The following is a 16,160-nucleotide window of genomic DNA, read 5'->3' as shown; positions in this document are numbered from 1 at the left end:
GCTTAACGCCAGCCGAGCTCTGGCGCGACGTGGGTCAGAATGCTGTCGATCACGTGCGCACAATAATCCACGCCAAGCTGATTAGGGATGGTCAGCAACAGGGTATCGGCTTCCGCAATCGCTTCATCCTGTGCCAGCTGTTTAATCAGCTGCTCCGGCTCTGCGGCATAGCTACGCCCAAAGATGGCGCGGGTTTTCTCATCGAGGAACCCGACGGAATCCTGCTCCTGTCCGCCGCGACCGAAGTAAGCGCGATCGGTGTCGTTCATCAGGGCAAAAATACTGCGGCTGACCGACACGCGCGGTGCACGCTGATGCCCTGCCGCCTGCCAGGCTTCTTTATAGGCGCGAATCTGCTTCGCCTGCTGCACATGGAACGGTTCGCCGGTCTCGTCATCCTTCAGCGTCGAACTCTGCAAATTCATCCCCAGCTGGGCTGCCCAGATCGATGTGGCGTTCGAGCCAGAGCCCCACCAGATACGCTCGCGCAGGCCTTCGGAATATGGCTCCAGGCGCAGCAGCCCCGGTGGATTCGGGAACATCGGCTGCGGATTGGGTTTGGCAAACCCTTCGCCACGCAGCACTTCCAGCAGCTCTTCGGTGTGACGACGTCCCATATCCGCATCGGTTTCCCCTTCGCGCGGATTGAAGCCAAAGTAGCGGTAGCCTTCAATCACCTGCTCCGGCGAGCCACGGCTCAGGCCGAGCTGCAAACGGCCGTTGGCGATCAGGTCCGCTGCCCCGGCGTCTTCCGCCATATACAGCGGATTTTCGTAACGCATGTCGATCACACCGGTACCAATCTCGATGCGACTGGTTTTGGCACCGACCGCCGCCAGCAGCGGAAACGGTGAACTCAGCTGGCGGGCAAAGTGGTGTACGCGGAAATAGGCACCGTCGGCACCCAGTTCTTCGGCGGCGACCGCCAGGTCAATCGACTGCAGCAGCACATCCTGCGCCGAACGGGTGGCCGAGTGTGGTGACGGGGTCCAGTGACCGAAAGATAAAAAGCCTATTTTTTTCATGCTAAATGCTCCTCGCGGGCCAGAACGGCGCCGGCGTCATCAATCAGAATTCGATGAGGTAAGGTTACGCCTGTGCGAAGAGGACTGATAGCCAATAGTTTTCGCGCGCTTCTTCAACTTTTTTGCATAACAAAGCAATTTTCCGTCTTTGTGTTTATCACGCGTATCGCGCATCGTGAGCGCATCTTTTCCCGTCTCGCTGACTGAATACATGAACATGGTCAAAGGAACCTCCGCCTACCTCAGTGCGCAACAGCGCGAAGTGGTGCATCAGCTGGCACGCAGCTGGCTATGGCGCAGCGAATTGCCGACCTGGCTGTTAATCATTACTGTTTATAGCGGCTGGTTCGCCAGCGTGTTGTACTGGCAAACGCTGGGCCTGCCCCTCGCCACGCTGCTGCTGATCCTGTTCACCACCTGGTATTTGTCGCTGCAGCATGAGCTAATTCATGGCCATCCGACGCGCCTGCCGCGCTTTAATCAGCTGTTTGGCACGCTGCCGCTGGCGGTGTGGTATCCGTATGGTCTGTACCGGGATTCGCACCTGGCACATCACCGCAACCACACCCTGACCGATCCACATGATGATCCGGAAACCTATTATCTGTCGCCGGCGCACTGGGCACGGCTCAAACCCTGGCAACAGCGCATCATCCATCTGCGTAATACCTTTCCGGGACGTCTGCTGCTGGGACCGCTGCTGGATATCCTCGCCACGCTGCGCGCGCTGACGCAAAGCGTGGTGCAGCGCGACGTGCCGGCGATGATGATGTGGCTGGTGCACCTGCTACTGCTGGCCGGACTGTTTTACTGGCTCAGCCTGCGCGGCTTTTCCCCGCTGAGGCTGGTGCTGGCGGTGAGCTATCCGGCGCTGATGCTGACCAAGGTGCGCTCATTTTACGAACATCGTGCCGATGAGGCGCCGCTGGCGCGCTCGGTGAATAACGAAGCGGCCTGGCCCTGGCGCCTGCTGTTCCTGAATCTCAACTATCATTCTGTACATCACGATCTGCCCGGTTTACCCTGGTACGGTCTGCGCAAAGTCTATTTGCTCTACCGCGACGGCTACTATCAGCGTAATCAGGGTTTTCGCGTTGCCGGTTACGGCGAATGGATGAAGCGCTTCTGGCGTCAGCCGATCGACGTTAACGCCCACCCGGGACACCACAAGGACGCACAGAATGCACATCATCTCTTTACCGATGTACGACATCGACCACCCGAGCACGCTGGCCATGACCTCAGTGCTGACGCGGCTGCTGGCGAAGCGCGGCGTGCAGGCTGAGGTGCAGTGGCACGACGACCTGCTGCCACACTGGCGTGATGACAATCTGCTGCTGAGTCAGACCTGCGGCTATCCGCTGGTCGCGCTATTGCCTGACGTGCAACTGGTGGGCACGTTTCAGTCCAATGCGCCTGGCTGCCATGATCTGCGCTATCGCAGCTGGCTGGTGGCACGGCAGGAAGATGAGAACCTGAGCCTCGCCGATTTCCGCGACCGTCGCGCAGTGTGCAACAGCAATGACTCACACTCCGGATACAATTCGCTGCGCTACGTGGTCGCGCCGCTGGCCCAGGACGGCAAATTCTTCGCCACTACCCGGTTCAGCGGCAGCCACCGCCAGTCGCTGGCCGCGCTGCGCGCCGGAGAGGCCGACCTCGCCGCCATTGATTGCATCACCTGGGCGCTGCTGCGCAAATACCGGCCGCAGGAGCTGCAGGGCTTAGCCATTATCGGTGAAACCCCGCTGTGTGCCGCGCTGCCGCTGATAACCTCGGCGAAAACCGACAGTCTGCTACTGGAAAAGCTGCGCAGCACGCTGTTTGAGCTGGCCAATGTGGAGGATTACAAGGATGTGATGAAGGCCAACCTGCTGGCGGGCTTTTCTGTGCCGCAGCGCGACTGGTTTGACGAGGTTAAACGCTGGGAAGATGACGCCGCCGCGCTGGGCGTGACGGCGCTGTAAATAAAGCACTAACCGGCGGCATCCCTGCCGCCAGCGGACTTACTGTGCGCGAGCCGCGATAATCGCCTCTGCGACGTTACGCGGTGCTTCGGCGTAGTGGGTAAACTCCATGCTATACGTGGCGCGGCCCTGAGACATTGAGCGTAGCGTGGTGGCGTAGCCAAACATCTCGGCCAGCGGCACTTCAGCACGGATAATGCGCGCGCCGAAACGCTCGTCCATGCCCTGCAGCGTGCCGCGCCGGGATGACAAATCGCCCATCACGCCGCCGGCATACTCTTCCGGCGTCTCCACTTCCACTTGCATCACCGGCTCAAGTATCACCGGATCGGCCTGCTTCGCTGCCGCTTTGAAGCCAAAGATCGCCGCCATGCGGAACGCCATCTCGGACGAGTCAACGTCGTGATAAGAGCCAAACGTCAGCGTGGCTTTGATGTCGACCACCGGATAACCGGCCAGCACGCCGCTGTTGAGCGCTTCGCGAATGCCCTTCTCCACTGAAGGAATAAATTCGCGCGGCACCACGCCGCCTTTGGTCGCGTCTTCAAAGGCGAAACCGCTTCCGGCCGCCTGCGGCTCTAGCGTCAGCACCACGTGACCATACTGGCCCTTACCGCCCGACTGACGCACGAATTTCCCTTCCACCTCGCGCACCGTTTTGCGGATGGTTTCGCGGTAGGTTACCTGCGGCCGGCCAATATTGGCTTCCACGCCGAACTCGCGTTTCAGACGGTCGACGATAATCTCCAGATGCAGTTCGCCCATGCCAGAGATGATGGTCTGACCGGACTCCTCATCGGTGTGCAGCCGGAACGACGGATCCTCTGCCGCCAGCCGCTGCAGCGCCAGCCCCATTTTTTCCTGATCGCCTTTGGTCTTTGGCTCAATCGACAGCGAAATCACCGGATCGGGAAATTCCATGCGCTCCAGCGTGATTACCGCATTAGGATCGCACAGCGTTTCGCCGGTGGTGACCTCTTTCAGCCCGACGCAGGCGGCAATATCGCCGGCGCGGATCTCATCAATTTCGATGCGATCGTTAGCCTGCATCTGCACGATGCGGCCAATGCGCTCTTTACGCCCTTTTACCGCGTTCCACACGCTGTCACCCTTGCGCAGCACGCCAGAATAGACGCGCACAAAGGTCAGCTGACCGACATAAGGATCGCTCATCAGCTTGAACGCCAGCGCCGAGAAAGGTTCCTCATCGTCAGCATGGCGTTCGTCGTGTTCGCCGCGCTCGTTGATGCCGGCGACCGGTGGCACGTCGAGCGGCGAAGGCATCAGTTCGATGACCGCATCGAGCATGCGCTGCACCCCTTTGTTTTTAAACGCGCTGCCGCACAGCATCGGCTGGATTTCGCCCGCCAGCGTGCGCTGCCGCAGCCCGGCAATCACCTCGTCTTCACTGAGATCGCCCTGCTCCAGATAGCGATCCATCAGCGCTTCGCTGGCTTCTGCCGCTGCTGCCACCATGTTTTCCCGCCACTCCGCCGCCTGCGCCTGCAGCGCGTCCGGAATCGGCGCATAGCTAAAGCTCATGCCCTGGCTGGCGTCGTCCCAGTAGATGGCGCGCATTTTGTTGAGATCGATGACCCCGCTGAACTGCTCTTCAGCGCCGATGGGAATGACAATCGGCACCGGATGCGCCTGCAGGCGATCTTTCATCATCTGCACCACGCGGAAAAAGTCCGCGCCCTGGCGGTCCATCTTGTTGACGAACGCAATGCGCGGCACGTGGTATTTATTCGCCTGCCGCCACACGGTTTCTGACTGCGGCTGAACGCCACCGACCGCGTCGTACACCATCACGGCACCATCCAGCACGCGCATTGAGCGTTCCACTTCAATGGTGAAGTCAACGTGTCCGGGCGTATCAATGATGTTGATACGGTGCGGCGTGAAGCTGCCGTCCATGCCCGGCCAGTAGCAGCTGACCGCCGCCGAGGTGATGGTAATGCCGCGCTCCTGCTCCTGCGCCATCCAGTCGGTGGTTGCCGCGCCATCGTGCACTTCACCCAGCTTGTGGCTCATTCCGGTGTAAAACAGGATGCGCTCAGTGGTGGTGGTTTTACCGGCATCGATGTGCGCGGAGATGCCGATGTTGCGATAACGTTCGATGGGGAGGGGTCGGGGCATGATGCGTCCTTAGTCTGTTGACGAAAAAAACCGGCAGGCACCATTGCCCGCCGCTGTGCCCCAGCATAAACCCATTGTACGAATTAATACGAACAGTTTGAGCTTTTTTTGCTCATCGCTGAGATTGTCACGGTTTTCCGCATTTGCGGTGTGGCGCAGCGACGCGCAGCGCTTTAAGGTAAGGCTTTCATGCTTAACGGGAAAACAGTCCATGCGTATTCTGATTGTGGGAGCCGGTGCCACCGGCGGGTACTTTGGCGCGCGCCTGGCGCAGGCCGGCCGTGATGTGACCTTTCTGGTGCGCGAGCGCCGCCAGCAGCAGCTGCAACAGACCGGACTGGTGCTGCAAACGCCGGAAGGCAGCACGGTGCTGCAGCCGCAGCTGGCGCTGGCCGCGACGCTGACCGGTGATTACGATCTGATTATCCTGACGGTGAAAAGCTTTGCGCTGGAACAGGCGATTGAAGACATCGCCCCGGCGGTTGGCGCGCAGACGCTGATCATGCCGATCCTCAATGGTATGCGTCACATTGATACGCTGCGCGCACGTTTCGGTGACAAGGTGATTGGCGGGCTGTGTAAGATTCACGCCACGCTGGGCGAGCACGGCGAAGTGATGCAGCTGTCGCCGCTGCACGTGCTTTACTACGGCGCGCTGGACGGCAACAACGATGCCCGTTTGGCGCGCGTGGATGCCGCGCTGCGTGATGCGCAATTTGATAGCGTGTTCGCCGATAACATTATCAGTGAGCTGTGGGAGAAGTGGCTGCTGCTGAGCACGCTGGGTGCCGTGTGTTGTGTGGCGCGCGGCAATACGCAGCACATCCTGCGTTCAGCCGGTGGTGAAGCGCTGTTACAGGGCATTTTCGCCGAGGTGCTGGCGGTGATCACCGCCGATGGCTACCAACAGCGTCCGGCCGTGACGGCGAAGATTTATGAGACGCTGAACAATCCTGATGCGGCGATGACCTCATCCATGTACCGCGATTTAACCCAGGGCTACGATATCGAAGCCGATCAGATCATCGGCGATTTGCTGGTGCGCGGCGCGCGCCATGCGGTGGCGACGCCGCTGCTGAACGCGGTGTATGTGAATTTACAGGTGTATTTGCAGACGCGGTGATCAGTCCGGTGCGTGGCGTGCCAGGTGCGCATGAATGCGCATCCTGTTATTTGTGCGACATGTCATTGCGGCACCAGCCAGTCGCACAAACCGTAGCGGCGCGATTTATCGCGCAATGTGCATTTCCGCACCGCGGCCGGTTGCGCAATAAATTGCGCCGCTACGGATAAGGCAGAATATTCTCTTTACTCAATCACATATGCTTTTGGTGACGGCTCAACCCAACCGCGACTGCACGCCGGGCAGCTGCATCAGGCGCTGCCAGGCTGCTTCGACCGCGTCGGGTACATCAACGTGACCGAAGAACCCCTTGCCGTTCGGGCCGTAGCCGCTGGCGTCGTCACGCAGGCGCTGCACCTCGCCCATCAGCAGCGACAGAAAACGCTCCACTGACCACAACCCCTGCGGCGGCGCGCCAACGATGCGCAGCATGCCCGCATCCATCATCACCTGAGGCACAAACACCGGCCAGCTGATGAATTCCGGCGCATGCTCGCGATCGCGCCACTGCCAGCGGAAGGTTTCCCAGCTGCGGCGCTGCATCAACGGATCCTGCACCAGCAGCACGCGCTGCGGCTGCCACTGCTGCTCATCCAGCAGGCGCTGGCTCAGGGCGGCGTTTTCGCCACAGTTGCGTGAAGCGGTTTCCAGCAGCAGCTGATCGTCAGGCAGCTCAGCGAACACGCGCGCCATCTCGCCCAGCAGCTGCGCTTCGCCCTTGCCGGCGGTGTCGATCTGGCGATAGAGCGGATGGCTGGCAATCATCGCGGCCAGCAGCGCGGTTGAATGACCGATGCCGCCGCTGATCAGCAACGGCAGCTGATATTTCTTCGCCAGCGCAATCACCGCTTCGACGTTTGGCAGCACCGCATGTCCGGCAAGTATGGCTAAATCGACCTCCAGCGTACCGTCCTTTGGCAGCTGATCGAGCGCCAGCCAGGCGGCAATGGTGTTGATATCCTGAATTTGATGGTCATTGAGCTGCATCACTTTCTCCTTGCGTTATCACTGGCAGTGTAACGCCTTAATACCGCGACGGCAGGGAAAAATTTGCTACACTCGCCGCATTCTCATCAGGAGGGATTAATGACAGCGCGTTCCGTAACGCTTGACGATGTCGCCCGGCTGGCTGGCGTCTCCTATCAAACGGTTTCCCGGGTGCTGAACCATTCCGCGCAGGTGTCCCCCCGCACCCGCGCGCGGGTGGAAGCCGCGATGCAGCAGCTCAGCTACGTGCCAAACCGGGTCGCGCAGCAGCTGGCCGGCAAGGCCACGCGCACGCTCGGTCTGGCGACCAGCGATCTGGCGCTGATGGCGCCAGCGCAGATTGCTTCGGCGATTCAGCAGCGCGCGGCGGCGCAGGGCTATCATCTGGTGATCGCCATGGCCAATGCCACCAGCCACGCGCAGGACACGGTGCATGAATTGCTGGCGCAGCGCGTCGATGCTCTGCTGATCAACCTGCCGCTGGATGCCGCGCAGGCGGCGCAGATTCAGCAGCAATGCGGCAGCAAACCGACGCTGTTTCTCGATGTGGAGCGCAGCGCTGCCGTAGCGCAGTGTCAGTACCGAAGCACCAGCGGTGCGCAGCAGGCGGTGGATCATCTGGTGGCGCTCGGCCACCGGCAGATTGGCGTGCTGAACGGGCCTGCCAGCTCCGCGTCAGCCCGGGCGCGATTTAGCGCCTGGCAACAGGCGCTGGCGCATCATCAGCTGGTGCCGGACTGCGTACTGAGCGGCGACTGGAGCGCAGCGTCCGGCTATCAGGCGCTACTGACACTGCTGCCCGACCAACTGCCGCAGGCGCTGCTGGTGGCTAACGATCAAATGGCGCTGGGCGCGATGCGCGCGCTGCATCAGCATGGCGTACGAATTCCGGCGGAGATATCGATCATCGGTTACGACGATACGGCGGAGAGCGCGTGGTATCAGCCACCGCTGACCACGGTGCGCCAGGATTTACAGCAGTTAGGCACAGTGAGCGTCGATCGTCTGCTGGCGCAGCTGGAGGGAGAGATACCGGACAGTCAGCCGCTGGAGACCGAACTGGTCCTGCGCGCCACCACGGCGGCGCCGTTGCAGCAGCAGGTGGATGTGGCGGAGATTGCGCAGCAGTTACAGCAGCTGGCGCGGGCATTAAAAAGGTCGCCATAAATGGCGACCCTGGAGCAAAACGCGGGTATCAGGCCTGTGAAGCTTACTGCCCTTTCGGTTCGCCCATCGCTTTGAGCTTTTTCGACAGCTCGCGACGCTCTTTCGACAGATCGGCGTTTTTGATGATGTACTCGTCTACGCGATCTTCATAATCCACGCGCATGCTGGCGATGATTTCCTGAATCGCTTCCACGCTCATACCAGGTTTGATGTACTCGCTCAGGTTGTCCAGCAGCAACACACGTTTCTGGTTATCACGGATTTTCTTTTCGTTGTCCGTAATTTCGCGCTGCAGTTTGTTTTTACGACGAAACATACGCACAAACTCCAGTACGTCCTGAAATGATTGCTTGGCATTTTCCATGTTGGCACCTTTCTTGTGGCCTGCCGCGGCAGGCAAAATAGTCATAAACCGGGAAGACATTTAGCTTAGCGGCTTATAAGCCGGGTTCGCAATTTTCACCGCTAAATTCGGACTGGCACTTATCTTAGCGCAAAGAAAGGGCAATTCGCACTAAGTCATTGCCTGAGAAAACTATTTGCGCAGCGCCAGACGCACCAGGTCTGTCATGCGCTCCAGCTGGCGCGCCTGCTCCAGACTCAGCCAGACGTAACCGTAAATCGCGGTGGTCTCCAGCCGCGCGCTGCCGTTGGCGATCAGCGCTTCCAGCTCCTGGGTGATGGCTTCCAGCTCGTGGCTGTTGGCAATCACCTGTTCGGTCTCGCCTTTCACCATCAACGCCGCCAGCGCGTTCAGGGTGTTCTCGGTCATCTGCTGCGTGCGGCGCAGCGTCGGCGCGTTAAGCAGAATCAGATGGCTTTCGCGCGACGCCCACCAGGCTTCAATCTGCATCTGCATGGTGTTAACCATATTACGGTTAATGGTCTGAATGGCTTCAAACACCGATTTAGGGATGCGCGTCTCTTTGCTCGCCGGCTCCAGCAGCGCGCGCATTTTGATCACGCTGGTAAGCAGCTTCTGGAAGCGCGGATTGAGGCGCGGCTTCTCCACCAGATTGGCAGAAAAGCCAGCGTGATGAATCTTCGCCATGTTGATAAAGGCGTCCGACAGCTGAATGCGCCAGTGAGTGTAGGCGCGCTGCGCCCAGATGGCGCTGAACAGCAAGGCCATCAGCGAGCCGAGAATCACATCGCCGCCGCGCCACAGCGCCACGGTGAAATCGCCGGCCGGCGCGCCGACCACCACGCCGAGCGTGATGCCGATCAGCAGTGCCATATACGGGTGTTTGCCCAGCGTCAGATAGCCGCAGACGATCATCACGATAAAGCACCACACCAGCATCAGCGGCAGTGACAGCAGCTCCAGCTTCAGCGCGATCAGCCCTGATATCAGCCCGGCAAAGGTACCGCTGATACGCTGCACCACGCGCGGCAAAACATTGCCCCAGGTGGAGATCGGTCCCATCACCACCACCAGCGTGATCAGCGGCCAGGTGCCTTCCGGAATATCGGTGAGACGGACAAACAGAAAACACAGCACAAAGGCGATAGCGATGCGTACGCCGTGCACGGCGCGGTAGTGGCGGTAAAACCAGAACTCAATCGGAGAGATGGGCTTGTCAGCGCGTAACATGGTGGTCCGGGTGCGATAAAAATTTGCGCGCTATGTTACCCTGGCGCAGCACGAACATTGAGGGGCTGGCGCAACTTTTTGCGCAATAATACAACTGCGCTACATCTTGTTTTCTCAGTGCACACAAGGATGTAACGCAGCGTTTGCTTATCGCCCGACGGCTTACAGTTTCTGTTTCACGTAATCGCTGATGCGCGTGATGATGCCTGCTTCATCGACCGACTGCAGCGCGTACAGCGGATAGCTGGCCAGCTGCTTGTCTTTATCCAGCACCTGAATTTCGCCCACCTGCTCGCCGGCTTTGAGTGGCGCTTCGAGGTCTTTACGATTGATCACGTACTTCGCCATTACGTTCGACACTTCGCTGCGCGGCAGTGACAGATAGATATCCTCGGTGGTACCGACGTCCACTTTGTGCGGGTTGCCGTACCAGACGTTTTCGCTGCCGATCTTTTTCCCGGCGTGGAACAGCTGCACGGTGTCGAAGTTGTTCTGTCCCCACACCAGCAGTTTACGCGCCTGCTCTTCACGTCCCTTCGAACTTTTCCCGCCCATGATCACCGCAATCAGACGATGGCGACCGACAATGTTCGAGGCAACGATGTTGAACCCGGCGCTCTCGGTGTGGCCGGTTTTCATGCCGTCGACGTGCAGATTCTGATCCCACAGCAGGCCGTTACGGTTGTTCTGGGTAATGCCGTTGAAGCTGAGGGTTTTCTCGCTGTACATGGCGTAGAAATCCTGCTCACCGTTAATGATGGCGCGCGACAGCACCGCCAGATCGCGCGCGGTGGTGTGCTGCCCCGGCGCATCAAGACCGTGCACGGTTTCGAAGTGGGTATGCGTCAGACCGAGCTTCTGCACGTAGCTGTTCATCATGTTGACAAAGCTCTGCTGGCTGCCGGCCACATAGTCGGCCAGCGCCACGCAGGCGTCGTTGCCAGAATCAATGATTACGCCGCGCATCAGGTCGCGCACGGTGACTTTATCGCCCGGCTTAAGAAACATCAGCGACGAGCCTTTAAACACCGGATTGCCGGCGGCCCACGCGTCTTTACCCACCGTGACCACATCGTCACGGGTGATTTTCTTCTGATCGACCGCGCGGTCGACGACATAACCGGTCATCAGTTTGGTCAGGCTGGCCGGGTTGCGCTCCGCATCCGGGTTGCCTGCGGTGAGGATCTGCCCGGTGGTGGCGTCCATCAGCACCCAGGACGCGGCATCAATGGCCGGCGGCGTCAGGGGAAACGGCATGCTGTCATCCGCGTGCGCCAGCGATGCCCAAACAATCATTCCAGATACAGTTACCAACAGACGCCTTTTCAACACTTCTTCCTCAACATCAAATAAATGAATTTACCGCCGCACGTTTTACGGCAAATAGCGCTTTGATATCTGAATAAATTGAAAAAAAGTATGAACCGCGGACAAATGCTGCGCGCCCACTCGCAGCGATGGCGATCGAGGTTGTGCTGTACCGGGCTGACGACTATTCTGTGCGTTGATTTTCCATAGCCAGGATAACGCCGTGCCCGCCTCTGAGTTCACTTTTCTGTTCCACGATTATGAAACCTTCGGCAAAAGCCCGTCGCTGGATCGCCCGGCGCAATTTGCAGGCCTGCGCACCGACAGAGCCTTTAACGCCGTGGGCGAACCGCAGGTGTTTTACTGCCAGCTCGCGGACGATTACCTGCCGCAGCCGGAAGCGGTAATGATCACCGGTATTACGCCGCAGGTGGCCAACGCGCGCGGCGTGCCAGAAGTGGAGTTTGCTCAGCGTATTCACGCGCTGTTCAGCGAACCGCAGACCTGCGTGATCGGTTACAACAACGTGCGCTTCGATGACGAAGTGACGCGCAATATCTTCTACCGCAACTTTATCGACCCGTATGGCTGGAGCTGGCAGAACGGCAATTCGCGCTGGGATCTGCTCGACGTGATGCGCGCCTGTTATGCGCTGCGCCCGGAAGGCATCGTCTGGCCGGAGAACGACGACGGTTTCCCGAGCTTTAAGCTGGAGCATCTCACCCAGGCTAACGGCGTGGCACACGAACAGGCGCACGATGCCATGTCCGATGTGTACGCCACGCTGGCGATGGCAAAGCTGGTGCAGGAGAAGCAGCCGAAGCTGTTTGAGTTTCTGTTTACCCATCGCAACAAGCAGAAACTGATGACGCTGATTGATATTCCGCAAATGAAGCCGCTGGTGCACGTTTCCGGCATGTTCGGCGCAGCGCGCGGTAATACCAGCTGGATTGTGCCGCTGGCATGGCATCCGGATAACAAAAACGCGCTGATCGTGGCCGATCTGGCCGGCGACATGACGCCGCTGCTGACACTGTCGCCGGATGAGTTGCGCGAGCGGCTGTATACGCGACACAGCGATCTGGGCGATTTGCCGGCGGTGCCGATCAAGCTGGTGCACATCAATAAGTGCCCGGTTCTGGCCCCGGCCAATACATTACGCCCGGAAGATGCCGAACGACTGGGTATCGATCGTCAGCACTGTCTGGCGAATCTGGCACTGCTGCGCCAGCATGCCGAAGTGCGGGAAAATGTGGTGACGCTGTTTGCCGAAGCGGAGCCGTTCACGCCGTCGGAGGATGTCGATGCGCAGCTGTATGACGGTTTCTTCAGCGACGCCGATCGCGCCGGTATGAACATCCTGCGTCAGACGCCGCCGCAGAACCTGCCGGCGCTGGATTTGACCTTTGAGGATAAGCGTATCGCGAAGCTGCTGTTCCGCTATCGCGCCCGCAACTTCCCCGGCACGCTGGATGATAAAGAGCAGCAGCGCTGGCTGCAGCACCGCCGCGAGCAGCTTAATGCGGAGCGGGTGCAGGCGTTTTTGCTGGAGCTGGAGTCGCTGGCCAGTTTACATGAGGGCGATGCAGAGAAGATGGCGCAGCTGAAAGCGCTGTATTTGTATGCGCAGGAGCTGGTGTCGTAGCAGGGTTTCGTGCGGGCTGATGCCCTCACCCCGGCCCTCTCCCACGGGGAGAGGGAGAGGTAGAGTGCGTTTTGGTGCCCTCACCCCGGCCCTCTCCCACTGTACAGTCCGGGGACATGGCAGACAGGTGTTCGGGGACATAGTGAACACTTTTTAACATCCTTTACCCATGGTGATCGACTTTTTCTTCAGGTCGATCACCCCCACTTTTGTGCTGTACCACCACACCTCGTAATAACCGTCTTCCCCCGTCTCCTTCAGCCCGACACGCTCTCCCCTGAACGCCTTTCCCGCCTTCAGGCTGAGTCCTTTTACGCTCAGCTTCCCGCTGATATCCACCTTCCTGACCATCACGCCCTCGTCGTATTCCGGTGGCGCTACGCGGACGCTGTACTGCCGCGATGAGGGCTGATAGCGCGACGCCGGCACCGCCATCTCCAGCGCCTCATGCGGGCGCTCGAGATTGTAGACCGTCCGCCAGTGGTCGAAGGCGCGCTGCAGCTCACCGCTGTCCGCGAACCACTTCCCCTGCAGCACTTCCGCCTTCAGGCTGCGGTGAAAGCGCTCCAGCTTCCCCTGCGTCTGCGGATGATACGGCCGCGAGTGCCCCACCCGGATGCCGTGGCGCATCAGCCACAGCTCCACTGCCGTCCAGGTGCCGGTGGTGTCGCCCCACGGCGAGCCGTTGTCCATCGTCATCCGGTCCGGCAGGCCGTAGCGCTCAAAGACGCTGACCAGCTGCTCCTGTACCGTCTCACGCCGTTCGTCAGCGCAGTGCACCAGGCACAGCGAGAACCGGGAGTGGTCGTCCAGCAGGGTAAGCGGGTGGCAGCGGCCGCCGCCAAAGGGAAAGTGGCCCTTAAAATCCATCTGCCAGAGCCGGTTCGGGGCCGCATGCTCAAACCGGCCGGTGGCCGGGACGCCCGGCGCTGCGCCCGGCAGCAGGCCGTGGCGGGCCATCAGGTTGTGGACGGTGCTGAAGGCCGGCATGCCGTGCCCGCGGTCTTCGAGCCAGCGCTTAATCTTGCGGGCCCCCCAGTGCTGATGAAGCTCGTGCGCCATACGCAGAAGGTCAGTGATGTCGTCAGATGAGCGGCTGGGTGAGTGACGGGGCGCGCGGGAGCGGTCCTGAAGGCCGGACGGTCCTTCCTCCTCCCAGCGGCGAAGCCACTTGTAGCCGGTGGCGGGAGATATGCCGTAGCGGCGGCACAGCTCGCGGATGTTCGCCCCGTCTTGCGAGGCGAACAGAACAAACTCAGTACGTAATGACATGGTATCTCTCGCATCCCAGGGCATAAGCGACTCCATAAACGGGTTCTTATGCCTTAGTTGTAAGTGTCTACCATGTCCCCGAACAAGTGTTCACGATGTCCCCGGACTGTACACCCACGGGGAGAGGGGGAGGTATGGTGCGGGCTGATGCCCTCACCCCGGCCCTCTCCCACAGGGAGAGGGAGAGGTCTAGTGCGTTCTGGTGCCTTCACCCCGGTACTCTCCCACGGGGAGAGGGGGAGGTATGGTGCGTTCTGGTACAGCTACTGGGCTGATACCTGACTCACGCTCGGGCGGTTCCCTCTCCCGCGGGCGGGAGAGGGTTAGGGTGAGGGAAAAGCCTTACACCTCTTCGCTAAACTGCGGTACTGGATTGCGGAACGTGCGGGTCACAAACGCCAGGTAAACAATACCAATCGCCGCCCACACCAGGCCGAGCACCATCGAGGTCTCTTCCAGGTTGATCCACAGCGCACCCACCGTCAGCGCACCCATAATAGGCAGCACCAGATAGTTGAGGTGGTCTTTCAGCGTCTTATTACGCTTCTCACGAATCCAGAACTGGGCAATCACCGACAGGTTGACAAAGGTGAACGCCACCAGCGCACCGAAGTTAATCAGCGCGGTCGCAGTAACCAGGTCGAAGTTGATCGCCAGCAGCGCTACCGCACCAACCAGCAGCACGTTCAGCGACGGCGTGCGGAACTTTGGATGCACGAAGCCAAAGAAACGCTGCGGGAACACGCCGTCACGGCCCATCACGTACATCAGACGCGAAACGCCGGCGTGTGCCGCCATGCCGCTGGCCAGCACCGTCACCACCGAGAAAATCAGAATGCCGATCTGCAGCGCTTTACCCGCCACGAACAGCATGATTTCCGGCTGTGAAGAGTCAGGATTCTGGAAACGCGAGATATCCGGGAAGTACAGCTGCAGGAAGTACGAGACGCCAATAAAGATCACCCCACCAATCAGCGCGGTCAGGAAAATCGCGCGTGGAATGGTGCGCTCGGCATCTTTGGTCTCTTCCGACAGCGAGCTGATACCATCAAAGCCAAGGAACGAGAAGCACAGAATGGTTGCACCGGTAATCATCGGCACCACCTGCGCATTTTCAGACCAGAACGGCTTCGTACTGGTCAGCGTACCGGCGCCAATACCGTGTGCCACACCATACACCACCATACCGGTGATCACTGCCATCACCACCACCTGCAGCACCACAATGACGCTGTTGAAGTTGGCCACGGTTTTGATCCCACGCAGGTTGGAGATGGTCATAAACGCCACCAGCAGCACCACGAAAATCCACGACGGAATGCCCGGCACCAGCGACTCAAAGTAGCTTTTCGCCAGCAGGATGTTGATCATCGGCATGAACAGATAGTCCAGCAGTGATGACCAGCCCACCATAAAGCCGACGTGCGGACTGATAGCCTTCTGAGCATAGGTGTAAGCGGAGCCCGCAGATGGGAAGCGGCGTACCAGCTTGCCGTAGCTCACGGCAGTAAACAGTATCGCGATCAGCGCGAAAGCATAAGCGGTGGCGACGTGACCGTCGGTGAGGCCTGACACGATGCCGAAGGTATCAAACAGGGTCATTGGCTGCATATACGCCAGGCCCATCATGACGACCGGGATCAGAGTCAGAGATTTTTTCAGATGTGCACGCTGTGGTGCGGCAGAGGTATTAAGCGACATTGTTCAGGCCCCCTACAGCAACAACTGAGTTCAGTTGTACCACAGGGATACTGCGCAATGTGCTGCAGTGAGAAGTGATATTAGTGTTTGCGATTGTCGCCGCGCCATAATCATCACGGAAGCGAGAACCAGCCTGCGCTGGTGCAATTGTAAACAGTCCCATCTTTGTTCCTCAAATCTCACGCACAAGCGTGTTTCAGTGTCTATCTATCCGGATGCGTGTCCGGCCTCG

The 16,160-nt window shown here is 59.6% G+C and carries 13 protein-coding genes; 5 read left to right on the top strand and 8 right to left on the bottom strand.

The window, feature by feature from the left end; translation table 11 throughout:
* Positions 1–2: 2 nt before the first annotated feature.
* Positions 3–1,025, bottom strand: coding sequence for an LLM class flavin-dependent oxidoreductase (locus C1N84_RS07205; protein WP_021509376.1), 1,023 nt, complete (start codon positions 1,023–1,025; stop codon positions 3–5).
* Between the two features lie 217 nt (positions 1,026–1,242).
* Here C1N84_RS07205 and C1N84_RS07200 point away from each other — a divergent pair, with 217 nt between their 5' ends.
* Positions 1,243–2,310 (top strand): fatty acid desaturase, encoded by a 1,068-nt coding sequence (locus C1N84_RS07200; protein WP_264251497.1) that lies wholly within the window; start codon positions 1,243–1,245, stop codon positions 2,308–2,310.
* Positions 2,207–2,992 (top strand): phosphate/phosphite/phosphonate ABC transporter substrate-binding protein, encoded by a 786-nt coding sequence (locus C1N84_RS07195; RefSeq protein ID WP_040679873.1) that lies wholly within the window; start codon positions 2,207–2,209, stop codon positions 2,990–2,992. The genes C1N84_RS07200 and C1N84_RS07195 overlap by 104 nt, the downstream gene beginning before the upstream one ends.
* Before the next feature lie 39 nt (positions 2,993–3,031).
* Here the strand turns inward: C1N84_RS07195 and fusA are convergent, their stop codons facing one another.
* Positions 3,032–5,131, bottom strand: a complete 2,100-nt coding sequence (gene fusA / locus C1N84_RS07190) for an elongation factor G (protein WP_394541824.1) — start codon at positions 5,129–5,131, stop codon at positions 3,032–3,034.
* A gap of 211 nt (positions 5,132–5,342) precedes the next feature.
* Between fusA and C1N84_RS07185 the strand changes: the two genes are divergently transcribed.
* Entirely contained in the window at positions 5,343–6,254 is a 912-nt protein-coding gene (locus tag C1N84_RS07185; protein WP_349844349.1) for a ketopantoate reductase family protein, read from the top strand.
* Between the two features lie 216 nt (positions 6,255–6,470).
* Here C1N84_RS07185 and C1N84_RS07180 read toward each other — a convergent pair whose 3' ends face one another.
* A complete protein-coding gene (locus C1N84_RS07180; RefSeq protein WP_058757325.1) occupies positions 6,471–7,241 on the bottom strand; it encodes a YdcF family protein in 771 nt (256 codons plus the stop codon).
* A gap of 99 nt (positions 7,242–7,340) precedes the next feature.
* On the opposite strand from C1N84_RS07180, the gene C1N84_RS07175 reads away from it, so the two are divergent.
* Positions 7,341–8,408 carry a LacI family DNA-binding transcriptional regulator gene (locus C1N84_RS07175; protein ID WP_394541823.1) on the top strand — a complete coding sequence of 356 codons (1,068 nt, stop codon included), beginning with the start codon at positions 7,341–7,343 and terminating at the stop codon, positions 8,406–8,408.
* Between the two features lie 43 nt (positions 8,409–8,451).
* On the opposite strand, the gene tmaR is transcribed toward C1N84_RS07175, so the two are convergent.
* From tmaR to dacD, 3 genes are all read right to left on the bottom strand, one after another.
* Positions 8,452–8,772, bottom strand: coding sequence for a PTS system regulator TmaR (gene tmaR / locus C1N84_RS07170; RefSeq protein WP_021509369.1), 321 nt, complete (start codon positions 8,770–8,772; stop codon positions 8,452–8,454).
* Positions 8,773–8,943: 171 nt separating this feature from the next.
* Positions 8,944–10,002 (bottom strand): FUSC family protein, encoded by a 1,059-nt coding sequence (locus tag C1N84_RS07165; RefSeq protein WP_021509368.1) that lies wholly within the window; start codon positions 10,000–10,002, stop codon positions 8,944–8,946.
* A 162-nt stretch (positions 10,003–10,164) separates the two neighbouring features.
* Positions 10,165–11,331: a serine-type D-Ala-D-Ala carboxypeptidase DacD gene (gene dacD, locus C1N84_RS07160; protein ID WP_201449179.1), complete on the bottom strand. Its 1,167-nt coding sequence runs from the start codon at positions 11,329–11,331 to the stop codon at positions 10,165–10,167.
* Positions 11,332–11,533: 202 nt separating this feature from the next.
* Between dacD and sbcB the strand changes: the two genes are divergently transcribed.
* A complete protein-coding gene (gene sbcB, locus C1N84_RS07155) occupies positions 11,534–12,955 on the top strand; it encodes an exodeoxyribonuclease I (RefSeq protein ID WP_394541822.1) in 1,422 nt (473 codons plus the stop codon).
* Positions 12,956–13,108: 153 nt separating this feature from the next.
* On the opposite strand, the gene C1N84_RS07150 is transcribed toward sbcB, so the two are convergent.
* Positions 13,109–14,263 (bottom strand): IS481 family transposase, encoded by a 1,155-nt coding sequence (locus C1N84_RS07150; RefSeq protein ID WP_238561055.1) that lies wholly within the window; start codon positions 14,261–14,263, stop codon positions 13,109–13,111.
* A 306-nt stretch (positions 14,264–14,569) separates the two neighbouring features.
* Positions 14,570–15,928: an APC family permease gene (locus C1N84_RS07145; RefSeq protein WP_058757322.1), complete on the bottom strand. Its 1,359-nt coding sequence runs from the start codon at positions 15,926–15,928 to the stop codon at positions 14,570–14,572.
* Positions 15,929–16,160 lie beyond the last annotated feature (232 nt).

This window comes from Pantoea sp. SGAir0418, assembly GCF_043529865.1.
Note: the sequence above shows the minus strand (reverse complement) of the source record. Positions and strands in the feature narration are given on the sequence as shown.